Genomic DNA, 17,586 nt, shown 5'->3' with positions numbered 1-17,586 from the left:
GAGTGGTCTTTTTATTCTGTCAATGTGTTTCGCTTTTGCCGATAGGATTTCGGCGATTCTCCACAAATCCGCTTGAAAATCTTGTAAAAATAGCCCACATTTCCATAGCCCACTTGAAAACAAATTTCCTCAATGCCATCATCACTCGATAACAATAACTTTTTAGCTACTTTTATGCGCTTGTGATTCAGCAACTCTGCAAAGGAATATCCCGTTTCTTTTTTGATGATTTGTCCCAAATAAACAGCGTTCAAAAAAAGTTGCTCACTGACTGATTTCAGGCTCAATTCTTTTTGGTAGTCTTGTTGGATCAAGAGTAAACTATCTGAGACATGTTTGCTGTATTGGTAAACGGCGCCAATTTTCAAAAGATGATGCTTGGTTTCGCTGACAAGGTCTTCCATGTTTTTACTTTTATCAACTTGTAGGATAAAGGCTTCCAAATCCTCTCGTTGCAAACCTTGAAATTGGTGGTAAATTTTAGCCATCAATTGGTTAAAGAATTGTTTGGTTAGATACACCCGAGTGTTGCGTTCTGTAATGGTCTGCTTGATCCCTTCCAGCTCATCAATCAATTCTTGAAAATGCCCCGATTCAATGTAGGGAACCAATTGATCGTAAAACTGTTGGACAGAATCGATGGATTTCTCTGTCAGGTAACCATAAAAAAGCAAACGTTCTACCTTGTCTTTTGAAGCAGATAGATGAGTTGTGGGAGTCAGTTTCTCAACAAACAAGGCATTCGGATAAACTGTTTCTCCTAGGTGAAAATAAAGTGTCTGCTCATTCATACGGACAGAGGCCACTTCTAAACCTTCTATTTTTTGAGTGTCCACAATTAAGTAGGCCGATGGTTGATGTTCTAAAAAGCTCGTTAAATTGGCTCCCTCTCTGACAAGATCCTTCCACGGAGATTGTTTTTGCTGAGCAAGTTTTTGTAAAATCAGTTTCAATTCAGCTTTGTTGACTGGCTTGACCAAGTAATCCACTACTCCCAAATTGATGGCTTTTTTCGCGTATTCAAATTCTTGAAAACCCGACATGATGATATAGGAGGCTTGTTGAGAGTATTTTTTCATCTCTGAAATCATATCCAATCCCGTCATATCGGGCATATTCACATCGGTTAAAACAATGTCAATCTCATTTTCAGTGAAGCGTTGCAAGGCTTCTTTTGCGTTTTCAGCTGTGTAAACTGTGGAAATCCCATATTCCTGATAAGGAAGAAACTGTTTCAAGCCTTCTAAAATCATGTATTCGTCATCTACTATTAATAGATTCATGGATTGCACCTTCCTCCTGTTCAAGTTTCTGTTTGATATTAATGGAATAGGTCACCCCAGATCCAGGTTGAGAGGCCAGAGTCATATGGTATCTCTCCCCAAAGAATAGGAGTAGTCGCTCATGGACATTGATAATCCCAATCGACTTTCCTTCCTCCAATGCAATCTGCTTGCGGCTCTTTAGAATGGTTTGATAGGTTTCAAGGGTTTCTTGAGACATGCCCTTGCCATTGTCTCGAATCAATATCTCCACCCCTTCTTTGTGTTTCAGGACTTTGACACTGAGGGCGTTGTCTTTTCGCGTTAAATCCACACCATGAACAAAATAATTTTCAACCAAGGGTTGAATGACAAAACGCGGTATGGCTATATTTTCACACCCCTTGTCAATCTGATAGGCGTAGGCGATGGATCTTGGGTAGCGAATTTGGCAAATGTAGCTGTGTTTCTCACAAAATTCTAGCTCTTCCTTGATGGTTGTTACATTGCTTTGCGAGATACTTCCCCGTAAGAGACTGCTAAATTCGTAAATCATGTCTGACAATTCGTCTAAATCCTTGGTAACAGCGTACATCCTGAAAAATTCCAAGGTATTGTACAAAAAGTGGGGGTTAATCTGGGATTGCAGGGCCCGCATATTGGCTTCTTGTTGCTTGATTTCCAAGCGGTATATATCGCTGATATTTTTATCAAGGGTATCCAACATCTGGTTGACCTGCGAGGCAATCAAGAGCATTTCTTGTTGTTTGTTTCTGGTTTCAATCCGAACATTGGTATCGCCATCTGTAATCTGTTGCACCGTTTTAACAATATCTCCCACCTGAAATTTATAATAGTGGAAAACACGATTTAACAAAAATAGCAATAAAAGAATCAAGCTACTGCTGGCTAAAAAAATCAAGGCAGTTAATTTCCCAACTTCTTTATACATAAACGCTTGTGGCACACCGACCTCTACTGATAAATCCCCACTATCTTTTGAAATAATTCTATATTTCTTTTTTACTTCCGAATTTTTTTTGTAAAAAACACGGTCCAAAGAATCTGTAATGACGAGAGAAAAAGGGATTTCACTTTCTCTTTGGACCATTAAATCAATCGCTGTGGTATCAATCGATACGTAAACAGTTCCTAAAGATGATGATGTTGCTGCATCTTTTAGAATAATTGGGATACTGTTAACAGGTGCTTTGTAATCACTAGCAGCCACCTTCGTTCCTGATTTGAATCGACTAGTAGATAAATAAACCGATTCTGAATCGTTTAACACAATATCAATACCCGAAACAAAAGCATAATCTTGGTAAATGGATTGGATTGTTTTTTGTAGTGAGACTTCTTTAATGAGCAATAAATCATGTTTCAAAAGCCACATTTGGTACTGATCTGGTGGCAATTGGAAATACTTGTACATCCCTTCTATACGGTCCTTATCCAAAGAAAAAGAGGTCATTCGCTGACGAATGCTACTATTATAAGCATCTAGCTCCTCGGTCACTGTATTTAAAATGACCTGTTGGTGTTGAGTAATTCTTTCTTGGTATTGTTGCCAATTTATATAGGACAAAACACTTGCAAAAAAGACAACGATTCCAATTACCATGTAAGAATAACTTCGTAATAAGGTATGGATCAGAATTTTTTTCATTAGAAGAGCTTCTTTTCAATTTTTTGATAGATACAATGCAAAATATCTGAGCTAAACAAGAGCCAAATACAAGGCAGAAAGACAACGAGAATAAGAGGGAGTTTCATTCCCAAAAACACGCACAATCCTGTTCCGATGAGCCATTTTACAGTCGCTTGGAAATCAAGGAATACCCCAATCGCAGATAATTTTAATTGTTCCAAAACGGATCCTTCATAGTAAATTTGCAACACTAAGTAAACACCATACATGGAAAGTGAAAATAGGAAAAAACTGATTTGCAAAACTAGGCCAATCAACAACCAAATAGACTGGGTAATTTGAGTATATAGCCACAGAGTGTAGAGGAAAAAAAGAGCTAATCCTGTGGAGAAAAAGAAACTGATATTGGCCTTCCAAAACTGTTGTTTAAAATAAGCAAAGGCCTCTGAAAATGTATAGTCCGCAATCTGACTCCCTTTTTCTTTATACAAATACAATAAAGTAGCATTTGCAGGCGAAAATCCAAAGATAAGAAGTCCACAAGCAGACAGGACTATGTAGAGAAGGGTTAAGCGCATTAAAAAATACACTCTTGAAAATAGATTTTCCAATATCATGTTATCATTTCCTTTTTATTTATGATGGCGCTTTCTTTATCTTTATTCTAGCAAATTTTATCTGAAATAGATATAGAAACGAGAAAACCAGTATAATCTTGTTCAACTAGACTATACTGGCCATTCATTATTTTTGTTCTGCTAAGAATGCATCGTATTGTTTTTGCATTTCTTCCATTACTTTCTTGTATGCACCTTCTGAATTCAAACGATTCATCAATTCTGGAATCGCTACATCAGGATCAACAGTTCCAGTATGGATACTTGCATTGTATTGGTTCATAATATTTTGAATGCTTGTGATTTCTGATTTAACAGGTTGAGTGTTAAAGCTAAATCCAAGAGCTGGTGATTCCACTGCACTTTCTAAAACAGCTTTTGATTGTGCAACGTCTGCGTCACTTACCTTGTCTGTAATATAAAGCAATTGGGCATTACCTGTATTCCAAGCAGACATACGAGTATCGCCTGCATAACCATCTAACAACTTAATGCGGTTGTCATCACTTGGATCTTTCTCCCAGTTTACGCCTTCTGGACCAAAAACAAGACCATTTAGTAATTCTTTATTTGTATTGATCAAGGTCAAGATTTCCATGGCTTTTTCTTTGTTTTTCGATGTATTTGAAATAACAAAGTTTGCTGCCTGAGTAGAACCACTTGTCTTATAAGCTTTTGTCAAAGGACGGGAAACAATCGGATAGCCTGCAACAGTTGTTAAAAGGCTGTCACCAAAGTCAGCTGGGCCTTGGGTTTCTTTACGAACAAACCAGTTTTGAGTTGCCAAGTCAAAGTTTGTATCACTTGTTGCTGCATCTGCTGGAATATAGCCAGCCTTGTAATACTTGTGAACAGTTCTCAAGTGCTCTTTATAGTGGTCTACTTCAAATTGGTTAACAATCTTAGTATGGTCTCCATCTAAATCAACAACAAATGGTAGTAAATCTCCTAGAATATAATCAAAGTTATCTGATACTTTTGTCCCTTTTGTGTAAGCCATTGGAGAAATACTTGGTTCTTTTTCCTTGATAACTGCCAATAATGGCTCGAGATCTTCATACGTATTCACTTTTGAAATGTCCAAGTTGTGTTTTTCAACCAATTCTTTATTGAAAGAGAACATTTGCTGATGGGCCACATTCCCAATAACAGGAACGGCATATAATTTTCCATCAACTATATTTCCTTTAATATAGGCTGGGTCTAAAACATCATACAACTCTTTACCTGTTGTTTTTAGTAACTCTGTCAGGTCAGCATAAGTTCCTTTTTGGGCATTTAAGACATAATTATGGGCAAAGGCGATGTCATAATTTTCACCTGATGAATTGATAATGGCCATCTTATCGCCATATTCTCCCCAACCAATGTACTTGATTTCAAGATGTGCACCCGTTTCTTTTTCAATAATTTTATTGGCATTTTCCATCAAGGTATCAAAGTTTTTTGGCGCTTCCCCAATTTGATACATCAAGATATTGGTTTTTCCATCTTTGGTATTGGTGCTTTCTTTTTTATTGCCTGTTAAATTGCCACAAGCTGCCAAAGCGATTACAGATGTGATTGCCATAGTAGATAGCAGGGCTTTTTTCCAAAATTTCATTTTTAGTAAACTCCTTTTTTAACTGTTTTTTGTGTTGAAATAAAAGCTATTTTTCTTTGAAGCAAACCTCCTATTTTAAATCCAATTGACAAGTCCAGTACAAACTGACTAAACTGAGCATTGTAGGTGCACTATTCTTATTCCTTGACACCTCCTATCGTTAAACCTTTTACGAAATAACGTTGGAAAAATGGATAGAGGCAAGCAATCGGTAGGGTTGATACAACTACAATCGCCATACGGGTTGCCTCTTTCGGAATACTACCAGCAGCTGCTGAAACATGAGCTCCTGCTGCAGCATTGGTTGTCATATACTCAATACTGGATTGAATTTTCATCAGTAAATATTGCAAAGGAACAAGGTTATCACTCTGAATATAAAGCAAAGCATTATACCAATCGTTCCAAAAGGCGAGTGCTGTAAAGAGACTGATGGTTGCAATTCCTGGCAAGGTCAGCGGCAAGCAAATTTGAAAGAAAATTCGCAACTCACTCGCCCCATCCATACGAGCCGATTCCAAGATCGACTCTGAAATGGTCTTTTTGAAGAAGGAACGCATCACCATGATATTAAAGGGGCTTAGTAACATTGGTAAAATCAAGGCTGCAACCGTATCTTTCAATTGAAGAAAACTGGTCATCACAATGTATACAGGAATCACACCAGCACTAAAGAGCATGGTTGCAAGTGCCATCATGGTAAAGAAACGACGGTATTTAAAATTGTTTCTTGAAATGGCATAGGCATAAAGAGTTGTAAAAAGTACATTGAGACTGGTTCCCACAATCGTAATAAAGAATGTGATAAACAAAGCTTGTAAGATTTGATCTTTTAACTGATACAAGTACTCATATCCTGCAATGCTCCATTTTTCAGGCCATAAAGAATAGCCATTAAAAGCCAGTACCGTCTCATCTGTAAAGGAGATGACAATCACAAAAATAAACGGAAGGATACACGATATAGCAAAAATTCCTAGTAAGATACTAAACAAGGCATTTGTTTTTTTGTCAAAAGAATGCACCTTAACCGATTCAATTTTTTTCTTTTTCATATTCAACCTCTAGAACAATGCAGATTCTTTATCAATTTTACGGGCTAGTAAATTTGCAGTTACTACTAGAATACAACCAACAACAGATTGGTACAAACCTGCTGCCGCAGCCATCCCAATATCTCCCGTTCCTGATATCCCGTTGTAGACATAGGTATCTAGAACTTGGGTCACGTTATACAGTGTTCCTGAATTTTTTGGAATTTGGTAGAAGAGTCCAAAGTCCGCTCGGAAGATATTTCCGACTGCCAAAATGGTCAACACTGTCACCAATGGCGCTAACTGAGGCAAGGTAACATAGCGAATTTTTTGCCACTTTGTCGCCCCGTCAACGGTGGCTGCTTCATAGAAAGTTGGATCAATTCCCATGATACTAGCATAATAAATAATACTGTTGTAACCAAGCCCCTTCCAAATTCCTAAGAAAATGAGAATGAAGGGCCAGTAGCTCGGTGCGTTGTACCAGTTGATGGGTTCTAGTCCAAAATTGACAAGTGTATTGTTAATCAGTCCCTTGTCTGGACTTAAAAAAGCATAAACAAAGAAACTAATGATAACCCAGGATAAAAAGTAAGGAAATAGGGTCGTTGTTTGGTAGATTTTTACCAGACGAGCTGAACGCATTTCACTAAAAATAATGGCGATTCCGACTGCAAAAATTAAGCCAATGATGATAAAGCCAATGTTGTACAAAAGAGTATTTCTAGTAATGATATAAGCATCCGAAGATTGAAAGAGAAATTTGAAATTGTCAAAGCCAACCCATTCACTGGTTAAAATACTATCAATAAATCCATTTCCTGAAATACGATAGTCTTGAAAGGCGACGACATTCCCCAATACAGGAATATAGAAGAACAAAATAAACCAACAAGCTCCTGGTAGGATCATGAGCAAGAATATGGCATTTTTTTTCAAATCTTTTAAAAATTTCATATTTCTCTTTCCTTTCTCTTTTACACTTTTTAGTATACTCATTTCAGATAACTCTGTGAATGGCCTCTTTATAGAAAAAATTCTACAAATTATAGATAGCGGTTACAAAATGCAAGATTGACCATCAAAAAGACACCTACGACTTCACGCAAGTGTCTCTTACTATATCTCATTGAAGGGTATTCATATAAGCGCCCATCAGGTTGGCATCTTGGTGATAGGTACAAGCACGGACAGTAGGAACAACTGGAAACCCCTCGTAGGCTTCAGACATTTCCATCATTTTTTCTTCTACCAATTGAAGAAAAGTGTCGTTTTGACTAATGCCACCACCAATGTAGATGACCTCTGGATCTAAAGTATAATACAGATTCATGAGACCGAGTGAAAAATTAGTCACCATGCGATGAACAGCTTCTTGGCAAATGATATCTCCTTTTTCTGCTGCTGCGAAAATAAGACGGCCATTCCAGTCTTTCTCAGTATCCTCATGGTGTTCTTTCACATAGCGAACCAAGCTTCCTGTTGACGCCAGTTGGGACCAATTTTCAACTGGCTCTTGCCAATTGTGCACCATACAACCAAATTCGCCTGCGTAGGCTTTTTTCCCTCTATGAAGACGGCGATTGAGAATGACCGCTCCACCAATGCCTGTTCCACAAACAACACAGAAGAAATCTTGGCTTACCTCATCTGCTGCCAGTTGGCTAAGGCCTGCGCAATTGGCATCATTTTCCATAAAAACAGGAACTTGGTAAGAAGCCAGCAACTCATACCAAGACACGTCATGGATATAAGGCACTGCACTGATTCCACCAATGATGCCGGTATCTGGATTGACCGCACCAGGAAAACTAATGGAGATCGCCTCCACCGGATGACCTGTCAAACAACTATCCATCCAAGCAAGCAAGTCCTCCAAACTTTCTGGGGTTGGTATCTGGGTCTGGTGGCGAACAAGCTTGTCTGCTCCAATCAAGCCACTTTTGACCCCTGTTCCCCCAATATCAAAACACATGACTGCCATCAGCTAGCTCCTTTCTGTCACAATTTCTGTGCGAATTTCTTGTCCTGAAACAAGAGAGGCTAAGTCTCCAATCGGATGTTCTAAAAGATTGACGCCACTGGCCTTGTGACTTAGCTCAACCGATTCGGTCGATAAATGATAGTACCGCAATAGGATGTCATCACTTTCTTCAGCCACTTTTAGAGAAGTAATACAGAAGCGATTATCAGAGAGGATCGGGTGCTCAAGCGCATGTCCTTTGACTGGTTTTGTTCCTGTTTGCTGCTTAATTTGCACCGTTAATAGATCTGTTTGAAAAGCCTGTGCTCGGTGAATCGCTGCATATTTATCACGAGGCGATTGCAGTTCTACGGCATATTCCACAGAAATGTCTCGCAAGCACTGGGCTTGTGGTGTTGGGAAATAGCCCCAGTCCCCCAACTCACCTACTGCCCTAAGGAGCGTAAGCGCGATGACTTGACTGTTTAAGATTTCGTATTCGTGAAGTCCTTTGCTGGATACCAGCATCAACTTTTCCTTGTCCTGCATCGAAACAAAGGTCCGATGGCGGAGGGGATAGCTAGGATTTTCCCATGACGGATGTGGCTGATTGGAGCGCGTCACAACTTCATAGATGCTATCTGCTTCATGGCAATCGCTCTGAATTCCAAAGTCAAACAAAACACGAATCCGATGGTCTAAAGCCTCATTTTTAAAGCGGGTTTTAAACTGAACTTGTGGAGAATGGGCATAAAGAAGCATATCCGTTTCTAAGAAAACGTCCACAGTCTCTTTCGAACGCTGTGCCGTCCGATGGCGAAACTCAATGATTTTTTCCTGTTCTTCCAGCAATTGATCGTCCATAGCCCTTGGAATCTGCAAGCGGTGAAGGAGGGTAGCCCTACTGAGCAGTGGCTGACTGTGATCCCATTTGACAGAGACCAATTCAGATAGAATCGGCTCTTCGCCTTTTGGTGCCATATAGATATATTCGTTGCCCACGTCCCCTGTATCTTCAAACCGTAAGAAATCGGTGAAGGATTGGCCACTAGCCTTATCAAGCCAGACGAGTTCTTGCTGTTTATTCACTGAGATAGCCAGGAAGTCATTCTCAAAGCCTGCTGGAACAGACTCCGTACTGACGGTTTGTCCCTCCTTGACCTGATAGGTCTGCCAAGAAAAAGCAGGAAGATCTTCAAGAACCAGAGAGATCCGAATTTTCCGAGTAAAGGTGGCCGAACGGAACCGATCTTTTGGTAGCTCATAGGCAAAGGAGACCCCCAAATCTTCAATAGTCGCTGCCAGCTCTTCACCTTGACTGGTCATCACGACATAAGAAGGCAGGGAAATGGCGCTCATATCCTGGTAATGTTTTTCCAGTTGCCCATCTCGGAAATCCCGTTTGTCCACTACCAAGTCCACTTCTACTAGCTGGCTTTTGGCTTCCGGACTAGTATTAAAGACCGTAAAGAGCAAGCCGTCCAAATCCTGGCTATCTACTTGACTAGCCCAACGTTCTAAACTGCGTTGGCAGAGGAAGTTTCCAACCTGTTGGACCTTGGCAAAACGAGTCTCCATTTCTGCATGAACAGGGTCTATACTGCAACCGCAAATGCTATCATGCGGGGCATTTTCCAACAGCAACTTCCAAGCATAACGCAATTCATCTCGTGGGACCTCGTCTTGGGTCATAACAACCAGAGGCTCCACAACTTTCTCCAGCAAATGACTGGCTTTATCGTTTTCTTGTTTGAGATAAATCCGTGAAGAGGCCGTATTCGTCAAGGTATACCAACCATCGGTTTCCTGGCTAATCAGCTCTCCTCTAACGGTACTGAGATCCTCAGGCAATTCGGCCTTTAAGGCCTGCACATAGTCTTCAAAATTGCTATGGACAAATTCAATATCAGGGTACAATTCTCTTGCAACAGCCAAGGCTTGAGACAAATCTTTCTGAACAGGCTGATGGTCACACCCATTCATCAAGAGGTACTGAGAAGTGGATGCATACTGGCGGACTTCTCCGAGTTTCTTTTCCCAAAAAGATTTTGCTGTCGCTTTATCAACTGGAATTTCATTGCCGTTACTATACCAGTTGGCAAATAGAATTCCCAGAATCTGGGTCCCATCCGCCCCCTCCCAGTACATCTCAGAATAGGTGGAATTAAAATGATCATCTTCTAACACCTGATTGTCAAAACCAACAGGCTTAACCCCGCGGCCAAAAAATGCCACATCAATTCCGGCCTGTTTCAGCAACTGTGGTGCCTGCCCCATATTGCCAAAAGTATCTGGGAAATAGCCAATTTTAGGCATTTTCCCCCATTTTTTACCTTCCAAGTGCCCGATAAGGGTGTTTCGCATATTGGCTTCACTGGTAATCAGGTAATCATCTTGCAAGATATAAAAGGGGCCAATAATCAAACGTCCTTCTTCAATGTAGCGAAGCAAGCGTTCCTTCTCTTGCGGGCGAATCGCCAAATAATCTTCTAGAACAATAAGTTGCCCGTCTAAGTGAAAACTCTTAAAGTCTGGATCTGTTTCGAAGAGCTCAAACAAATCATCAAAGAGCTCCACCAGCCGCAAGCGGTGTTCTTCCAAAGGGAGGTACCACTCACGATCCCAGTGGCTGTGGGAAATAATATGAACGGTTTCTTTTTTCATTTAATTCTCCTCGTTCAAGTCGTAATAATCCAAGACCAATTCACAAAACATCATATTGGCCCATGAAAACCATTCTCTGGAATAGAGGCTTGGGTCGTCCACATGGAAGCTCTCATGCATGACACCTGTTCCGCCATCACAAGCTACCATCAAGTCCAGTAGGGCCTTTTTTTCTTCCTTGTCTCGTGTGGTCAAACCTTGGATAGAAAGGGCGATTGGCCAGATATACCGATAAAAAGTATGGCTACTACCCAGCCCTTTGGCATGTTCTCCCTCATAGTAATACGGATTCTCAGGGCTTAAAATGGTTTTACGGGTTGCCTGATAAACTGGATCTTCAATCGCACAATAGCCCAAATAAGGGGCGGCTAAGAGGCTTGGGACATTAGGGTCGTCCATAATCGAGGCATTTCCAAAACCATCCACCTCATAGGCAAAAATCGTTTCACCATCCGCATTTTTGGTCAAGCCAAACTGCTGGATTCCTTGGTCAATCTCTTCTTTCAACCGCAGGGCATCTACTTGTAAGTTCTGCCATTTTTCCAGCTGCAAACTGTCAATGATCTCTGCCAAATAGCCTAGCACCACCACCGCAAACATATTGGAGGGGATTAGATAAGAATATTGACATGCATCATCACTTGGTCGAAAACCAGACCACGTCATACCTGTATGAGCACAATCTGGTCCTTTGCCACCATTGGTCAAGGTGTCTTCCAAACGATCGGTATCACGTTCAAAGACGTAAGGCGACTGGCTATGGTCCTGCTCTAGAGTCCATAGGTCAACAATGGTTCTAGCAGCCTTGAAAAATGTCTCATCCAAGTGGCCAGTCTCACCTGTTTTCTTCCAGAGCAGGTAGGCTAATTGCAACGGGTAACAGAGCGAATCAATCTCGTATTTCCGCTCCCAAATCCACCCCGTTAAATCGGTGTGGTCTGTTTGGTGGCCCTTTCCATTATCTGCTTCGTTAAATGCATTGGCATAAGGATCATGAAGAACAAACAACATCTGGCGTTCAATTAAGCCCATAATGGTTTGTCTCAATACCAAATCTTCTTTTGCTAGGAGCAGGTAGGGTTTGACTTGGGCTGTCGAATCCCGCAGCCACATGGCCGGAATATCCCCTGTTAAAACAAAGGTCGTTCCGTCCTCCAAGCGTTTCATCGTCTTGTCCAAGGTATCTGTATAGCAGGTTTCAAAAACCTTTCCCCAACTCGGATGGTCCTTGGTTTTTTCACTGATTTCTTGTAACCAAGCATGTGTTTTTTCAGGTGTATATAGCATAAAAACTCCTTTTTTGCAGTCTTCTAGTTTTTCCTACTGTTAGTGTAAAAAACTTCCCTGTCAAATCCTATACACAAATTAAATTCCTTCTTACACAAATCTAGCCTCTCCTTTTTTTCCTGCATTTTTTAGCCATTTTTTCACTATAATAAGGGTAGATTTATTTGATAAAAAGGAGTTCCGTATGGTCTATTCTCTTGTTGACAGCATTGATACCCGCTATGGCACCTATAATTCACACGCCTTTTCAAATGGCAATTGCCTGCCCTTGACAGGTCACCCTTTTGGCATGAACTATTTTGCCCTCCAAACAACAGACCAAAATGGTAGCTGGTGGTTTAACCCTTACGAGCCTGTTTACCAAGGCATTCGCCTGACCCATCAACCAAGTCCTTGGTTAGGCGATTTTTCCAGTCTTTTATTGACGCCAGTAACTGGAAAGATTAGTAGGAGCAGCCTCTTTCACCGCCAATCCAGCTACGACAATCAAAAAGCCATTTTTAGGCCAGATTTGCTAGAAGTATACTCGCACCGCTACCAATTGACCAGTCGCTTAGTGCCAAGTCTGTATGGGGCAGCATTGCAACTGCAAGCACAGAACAAGGAGGAGCTGGGCCTTGTCTTTTTCAGTCCCGGACAGTCCAGCTACCGACTGCTTGACAAAAAGACACTGTCTGTTACGCTCTATCATGCCAGCGAAACCCAGTCAGACAAGTTCTGTATGCATGTGCAGCTCAGCTTCGACCAAGACATCACAGCCATGCTTCAGCTTGACGAGGACAAAGAGCTTTCTATTGCAGATACGATCAGTGGACAAGATGTGCATCTTCGCCTTAATTTTGCAGCCGCAGCCCTAGAAGTCAGACTAGCCACTTCCTTTATCAGTCCCGAACAAGCCAGTCTTAACCTTAGTCGACTCGGAAACTTCACCACAATCCAGACTGAAACCAGAGCAAGATGGAATCATCTCTTGGAACGCATTGAGATTCCTGGAGAAGATGCTCCAAAAGAACGCAAACTCTTTTACCACTGCCTCTATCGCTGCCTGCTCTTTCCACAAACCTTCTATGAGGTAGACAAGGAAGGCAAAAACTGGCATTTTGATACCCAGACTGGTCAAGCACAACTCGGAAAATTCTTCACCAACAATGGCTACTGGGATACCTTTAGAAGTACTGTCCCTCTCCTATCTCTCCTCTACCCTGAGTACCTAGAAGACTTCTTAGAGGGCATATTGCAGCATTACAAGGATACTGGCTATCTACCAAAATGGCTATCCCCTGATGAGCGGGGCATCATGCCAGGAACCTTGGTCGATGGTGTCATCGCAGACGCTGCTAGTAAGGGGTTGGCCATAGAGATTCTACCTGAGTTACTAGAGGCCATGATTACAACCAGCCAACAGATTGACGAAACAGGACGCTATGGTAGACACGGTAGCCAAGAATACCGTGAATTTGGCTATCTTTCGCTTGACCATCATGAAAGCGTCAGCCATAGCCTTGACTATGCATATAGCGATTGGGCCATCGGCCAAGTCGCCCACTTTCTTGGACAAGAAAAAACGGCCCAGCAATACTGGACATTTAGCCGTTCTTACCAAGAACTATTTGACCCAAGCGTTGGTGTTATGCGGGCCAAGGACCGTGAGGGGAATTTTAGAGAGGAATTTGTCAGGGAAGCTTGGGGCAGAGACTACGCCGAATGCTCCAGTATCCAAGCAACCCTATCCGTCTTTCATGATATTGACGGCCTCGTCGACTGCATGGGGGGACAGGAAGTATTTACGGATTACCTGCTCCAACTCTGCCAAGAAAACCCAGCCTTTTCACCAAACAACTATGGCTACGAAATCCATGAAATGAGCGAAATGGCCCACCAGCGATTTGGGCAATTGGCCATCTCCAATCAACCAAGTTTTCATATTCCGTATCTCTTCCACTGGAGCAAGACCCCGCACTATGCTGGTTTTCTTGTCAAACAACTGCGGCAACAGGCTTTTGATACTGATTTTCAGGCCTTTCCTGGAGATGAGGACAATGGCAGCATGGGAGCTTGGTACATCTTCTCTTGCCTTGGCTTCTATCCTGTTTGTCCAGGAAAAGCCAGCTACCAACTGGGGCTCCCACAGTTTGACAGAGTCATTCTCCACTTGCCAAACGACAAGGACTTGACCATTGATTGCCAGCACAACCATGAGCATTTCTATTTTGTCCGCACTGCTCAATTAGACCAACAAGCTATTACAGAACTCCATCATAAAGACTTGCTTACTGCTAAGCAGCTCAGCTTTGAACTCAGTTTGCTGCCACCTACACAAGCTTAAGAAAGGATACATATGTTTCAATTTCCAGCAGGCTTCCTTTGGGGAAGCTCTACATCAGGACCTCAAACAGAGGGACGCATTCCAGGCGATGGCAAAGGGGATTCCACTTGGGATTATTGGTTTTCCCAGTCCCCTGAAAAATTTCACTGCCAAATCGGGCCAGAACTGACCTCTACTTTTTACCAACATTATAAAAACGATTTGGATTTACTGGTCGAGACAGGCCACACTGCTTTTCGGACATCCATCCAGTGGTCCAGAGTCATTCCAGACGGTGATGGTGCTGTCAATCCACTCGCCCTTGATTTCTACCGTAAGGTCTTTCAAGGTATAAAAGGCAGAGGAATCCACCTCCTTGTCAACCTCTATCACTTTGATTTGCCAATGGCTTTAGAAGAAAAAGGAGGCTGGGTTAACCGCTCAACAGTTGCTGCTTATGAACGCTATGCTCGTATTTGTTTCGAAGCTTTTGGAGACTTGGTCGACCGCTGGATTACCTTCAATGAACCGATTGTCCCCGTAGAATGTGGCTATTTTTACCAGTACCATTACCCTGCTACTGTTGACCCAAAGGCAGGTACCCAAGTGGCCTACCATACCCAACTGGCCAGCAGCCTAGCTGTCAAAGCCTGCCATGAATTGATTCCAGATAGTCAGATAGGCATTGTCCTCAATCTTACTCCTGCCTATCCTCGGAGTCAACACCCAGCTGACCTCAAAGCCGCTTTTATTGCAGAGCTTTTTCAGGCTCGCTCCTTCCTGGATCCTTCGGTCAAAGGGGAGTATCCAGCAGAGCTCATCGACTTGATCAAAGAACAAGGTCTCCTTCCTCTCTATTCAGAACAAGACCTGCAAATCATCAAAGAGCATACCGTTGATTACCTCGGCGTCAACTACTACCAACCCCTTCGCGTTGCAGCTCCAAAACACCTCCCGCACCCAGATTCTCCATTTTTCCCAACCCATTATTACGACCATTATGAACTGCCCGGTCGGAAGATGAATCCACACCGTGGCTGGGAAATCTACGAACCCGGTATCTATGATATTGCCCAAAATATCAAAGAAAATTATGGCAATATCGAATGGATTTTAACCGAAAATGGAATGGGCGTTGAGGGCGAAGAGGCCTTTCGAGAAGACGGCCAAATCAAAGACGATTACCGCATCGAGTTTATCAAAGACCACTTGACGCATTTGCATCGCGCTATCTCAGAAGGTGCCAATTGCAAGGGCTATTTGCTGTGGACCTTTATTGATTGCTGGTCTTGGCTCAATAGTTACAAAAACCGCTATGGTTTGGTGGAACTGGACTTAACAGACCAATCCCGCCATATCAAAAAATCTGGCCATTGGTTTAAAAAACTAAGTCAAAACAATGGTTTTTAAAGGAGAACAAGATGGCAAAACTTGGATTTTCCCTCTATCCTGAACACTATTCACTGGAGACAATACAGGCCTATATTCAACAATTCCAGCCCTATCATTGCCAGAAAGTCTTTCTCAGTCTCTTGCAATTAGATCCGTCAGACAAGGACCTGTTGGACCACTATGCCAAGGTTGTCCAGTACTGCCAACAAGTTGGTTTAGACGTTTTTGCGGATATGAGCCCCCAATTAATTGCCCAGCTTGGCTGGCAAGACAGCCTCATTGAAGCCGTTCACCGTTTTGGTTTAAAAGGTCTCCGACTAGACGAATCCTACGAAGCAGACGAGTTGGTTGAGCTGACGCAAAATAGCTTGGGAATCAAAATTGAGATCAACATGAGCACAGAGTCCTCACTCTTGGAAACTATCATTGAAAAAGGAGCCAATCTAGCCAACCTAACGGCCTGTCATAATTTTTATCCCCATGCCTTCACAGGATTAGGAATCGATTACTTCCTCAAAATGAGTGCCCTTTATAAAAAACATGGTATTGAAACAGCTGCTTTTATTCATGCGAAAACGGCAGATACTGGCCCCTGGCCATTATCTGAAGGATTGTGTACACTGGAGCACCACCGAAACCAGCCGCTCAATACGCAGTACAAGTGGTTGTCGGCGACTGGTTTAATTGACCATATCCTCATCGCCAATCAGCTCGTTTCTCCTGAAGAGTTAGCCACCATCCAACAAGATGATGACATCGTTTTTGAAATTGAAGTGACAGAAGACATTTCAGCAGTCGAACGCTCCATCCTCTCTGAACAACATCGTTACCGCGGTGACCACTCCGACTATTTGGTCCGCTCTACGGACCACCGCTCCCGTTACAATCAGGCCACAATTTCTCCTATCGAGCAAGACAAGCAGGTCAAACGAGGCCATATTCTCATCGACAACCAGCTCTATACACGCTATTGTGGCGAGTTACAGATTGCCCTAAAGGATTTTCGCATCACTGAAAAAACCAATCAGCTTGCGACCATTTGTGACGATGACTTACCATTACTGGATTTGCTCAAGCCCTGGCAGGCATTTCGTTTCCATATTCGCACCAAATAAAACCCCATCAAAAGGCGATGACTCCTGCCTTTGATGGGGTTCTTTTTCTTATGATAAAGCTAAGTGGATAGCCATCCTAATCGTTTAAATAAACTCAGCATCCAAAATGGCTTGCTTGACTTTTTCCATTGGTAAATGGCTTAGTTCACAGCCCTTTTCCTGATAAAGGTATTTGGCATAATCATCTATCCGATACTCATTGATGTAAACCACGCGCTTGCAGCCCACCTGCAATAACTGCTTGGAACAATTGAGACAAGGAAAATGGGTTACGTAGGCCGTAAAACCTTTTGGAATACCACGTTCTGCTCCTTGTAAAATGGCATTGACTTCAGCATGTAGCGTGCGAACACAGTGCCCTTCCACCATCAAACATTCATGATCCAGGCAGTGTTCTGTTCCTGAGACCGATCCATTATAGCCAGTCGCAATCACCTTGTTGTCCTTGACCAACACAGCCCCAACCTTGGCCCTCTTACACGTCGCCCGATTGGCAATCAAAAGAGCCTGTGCCGCAAAGTATTCATCCCATGCCAAACGATTCTCTGTCATCATCATTCCTCCAGCTTTTTTTCTATTATACTATTTCATAGCCAATAAACAAAGCAAACAAAAACATTTTTCAAAATAATTTTGAGAATTCTCCTTATCCGAATTCCTTTTCTTTTTGCCTTATTTCCTATATAATAAAGC

13 protein-coding genes are annotated in these 17,586 nt (G+C 42.2%); 3 read left to right on the top strand and 10 right to left on the bottom strand.

All coding sequences use genetic code 11. The annotated features are described in order from the left end of the window. Window positions 1-11: 11 nt before the first annotated feature. From ACVR1I_RS02370 to ACVR1I_RS02330, 9 genes are all read right to left on the bottom strand, one after another. A complete protein-coding gene (locus ACVR1I_RS02370; protein WP_447442445.1) occupies window positions 12-1,292 on the bottom strand; it encodes a response regulator transcription factor in 1,281 nt (426 codons plus the stop codon). After that, window positions 1,261-2,931 carry a sensor histidine kinase gene (locus tag ACVR1I_RS02365; protein ID WP_447442444.1) on the bottom strand — a complete coding sequence of 557 codons (1,671 nt, stop codon included), beginning with the start codon at window positions 2,929-2,931 and terminating at the stop codon, window positions 1,261-1,263. Before ACVR1I_RS02365 ends, ACVR1I_RS02370 begins: the two co-directional genes overlap by 32 nt. Further along, window positions 2,931-3,491, bottom strand: a complete 561-nt coding sequence (locus tag ACVR1I_RS02360; RefSeq protein ID WP_447442443.1) for a DUF624 domain-containing protein — start codon at window positions 3,489-3,491, stop codon at window positions 2,931-2,933. Before ACVR1I_RS02360 ends, ACVR1I_RS02365 begins: the two co-directional genes overlap by 1 nt. A 166-nt stretch (window positions 3,492-3,657) precedes the next feature. Continuing rightward, window positions 3,658-5,133 carry an ABC transporter substrate-binding protein gene (locus ACVR1I_RS02355; protein ID WP_447442442.1) on the bottom strand — a complete coding sequence of 492 codons (1,476 nt, stop codon included), beginning with the start codon at window positions 5,131-5,133 and terminating at the stop codon, window positions 3,658-3,660. 137 nt (window positions 5,134-5,270) lie between these two features. After that, window positions 5,271-6,188, bottom strand: a complete 918-nt coding sequence (locus tag ACVR1I_RS02350) for a carbohydrate ABC transporter permease (RefSeq protein ID WP_447442441.1) — start codon at window positions 6,186-6,188, stop codon at window positions 5,271-5,273. A 9-nt stretch (window positions 6,189-6,197) separates the two neighbouring features. Further along, entirely contained in the window at window positions 6,198-7,124 is a 927-nt protein-coding gene (locus ACVR1I_RS02345) for an ABC transporter permease (protein WP_447442440.1), read from the bottom strand. A gap of 169 nt (window positions 7,125-7,293) precedes the next feature. Then, entirely contained in the window at window positions 7,294-8,151 is an 858-nt protein-coding gene (locus tag ACVR1I_RS02340) for an ROK family protein (RefSeq protein WP_447442439.1), read from the bottom strand. A gap of 3 nt (window positions 8,152-8,154) precedes the next feature. Next, entirely contained in the window at window positions 8,155-10,794 is a 2,640-nt protein-coding gene (locus ACVR1I_RS02335; protein ID WP_447442438.1) for an alpha-mannosidase, read from the bottom strand. Beyond that, on the bottom strand, window positions 10,795-12,081 hold the full coding sequence (locus tag ACVR1I_RS02330) for a glycoside hydrolase family 125 protein (RefSeq protein WP_447442437.1): 1,287 nt from the start codon (window positions 12,079-12,081) through the stop codon (window positions 10,795-10,797). A 148-nt stretch (window positions 12,082-12,229) separates the two neighbouring features. Here ACVR1I_RS02330 and ACVR1I_RS02325 point away from each other — a divergent pair, with 148 nt between their 5' ends. Genes ACVR1I_RS02325 through ACVR1I_RS02315 form a run of 3 tightly spaced genes read left to right on the top strand, consistent with a single transcriptional unit; the run spans window position 12,230 to window position 16,893 of the window. Further along, window positions 12,230-14,407, top strand: a complete 2,178-nt coding sequence (locus ACVR1I_RS02325; protein ID WP_447442995.1) for a GH92 family glycosyl hydrolase — start codon at window positions 12,230-12,232, stop codon at window positions 14,405-14,407. 12 nt (window positions 14,408-14,419) lie between these two features. After that, the gene (gmuD, locus tag ACVR1I_RS02320) at window positions 14,420-15,796 is read left to right on the top strand and encodes a 6-phospho-beta-glucosidase GmuD (RefSeq protein ID WP_447442436.1); all 1,377 of its coding nucleotides are present in this window, start codon (window positions 14,420-14,422) and stop codon (window positions 15,794-15,796) included. Window positions 15,797-15,807: 11 nt separating this feature from the next. Further along, complete coding sequence (locus tag ACVR1I_RS02315) at window positions 15,808-16,893, top strand: DUF871 domain-containing protein (protein ID WP_447442435.1); 1,086 nt, start codon at window positions 15,808-15,810, stop codon at window positions 16,891-16,893. An 84-nt stretch (window positions 16,894-16,977) separates the two neighbouring features. On the opposite strand, the gene ACVR1I_RS02310 is transcribed toward ACVR1I_RS02315, so the two are convergent. Next, entirely contained in the window at window positions 16,978-17,445 is a 468-nt protein-coding gene (locus ACVR1I_RS02310; RefSeq protein ID WP_447442994.1) for a deoxycytidylate deaminase, read from the bottom strand. Window positions 17,446-17,586 lie beyond the last annotated feature (141 nt).

Source organism: Streptococcus cameli (assembly GCF_053207365.1).
This window is presented reverse-complemented; position numbering and strand designations above follow the sequence as displayed.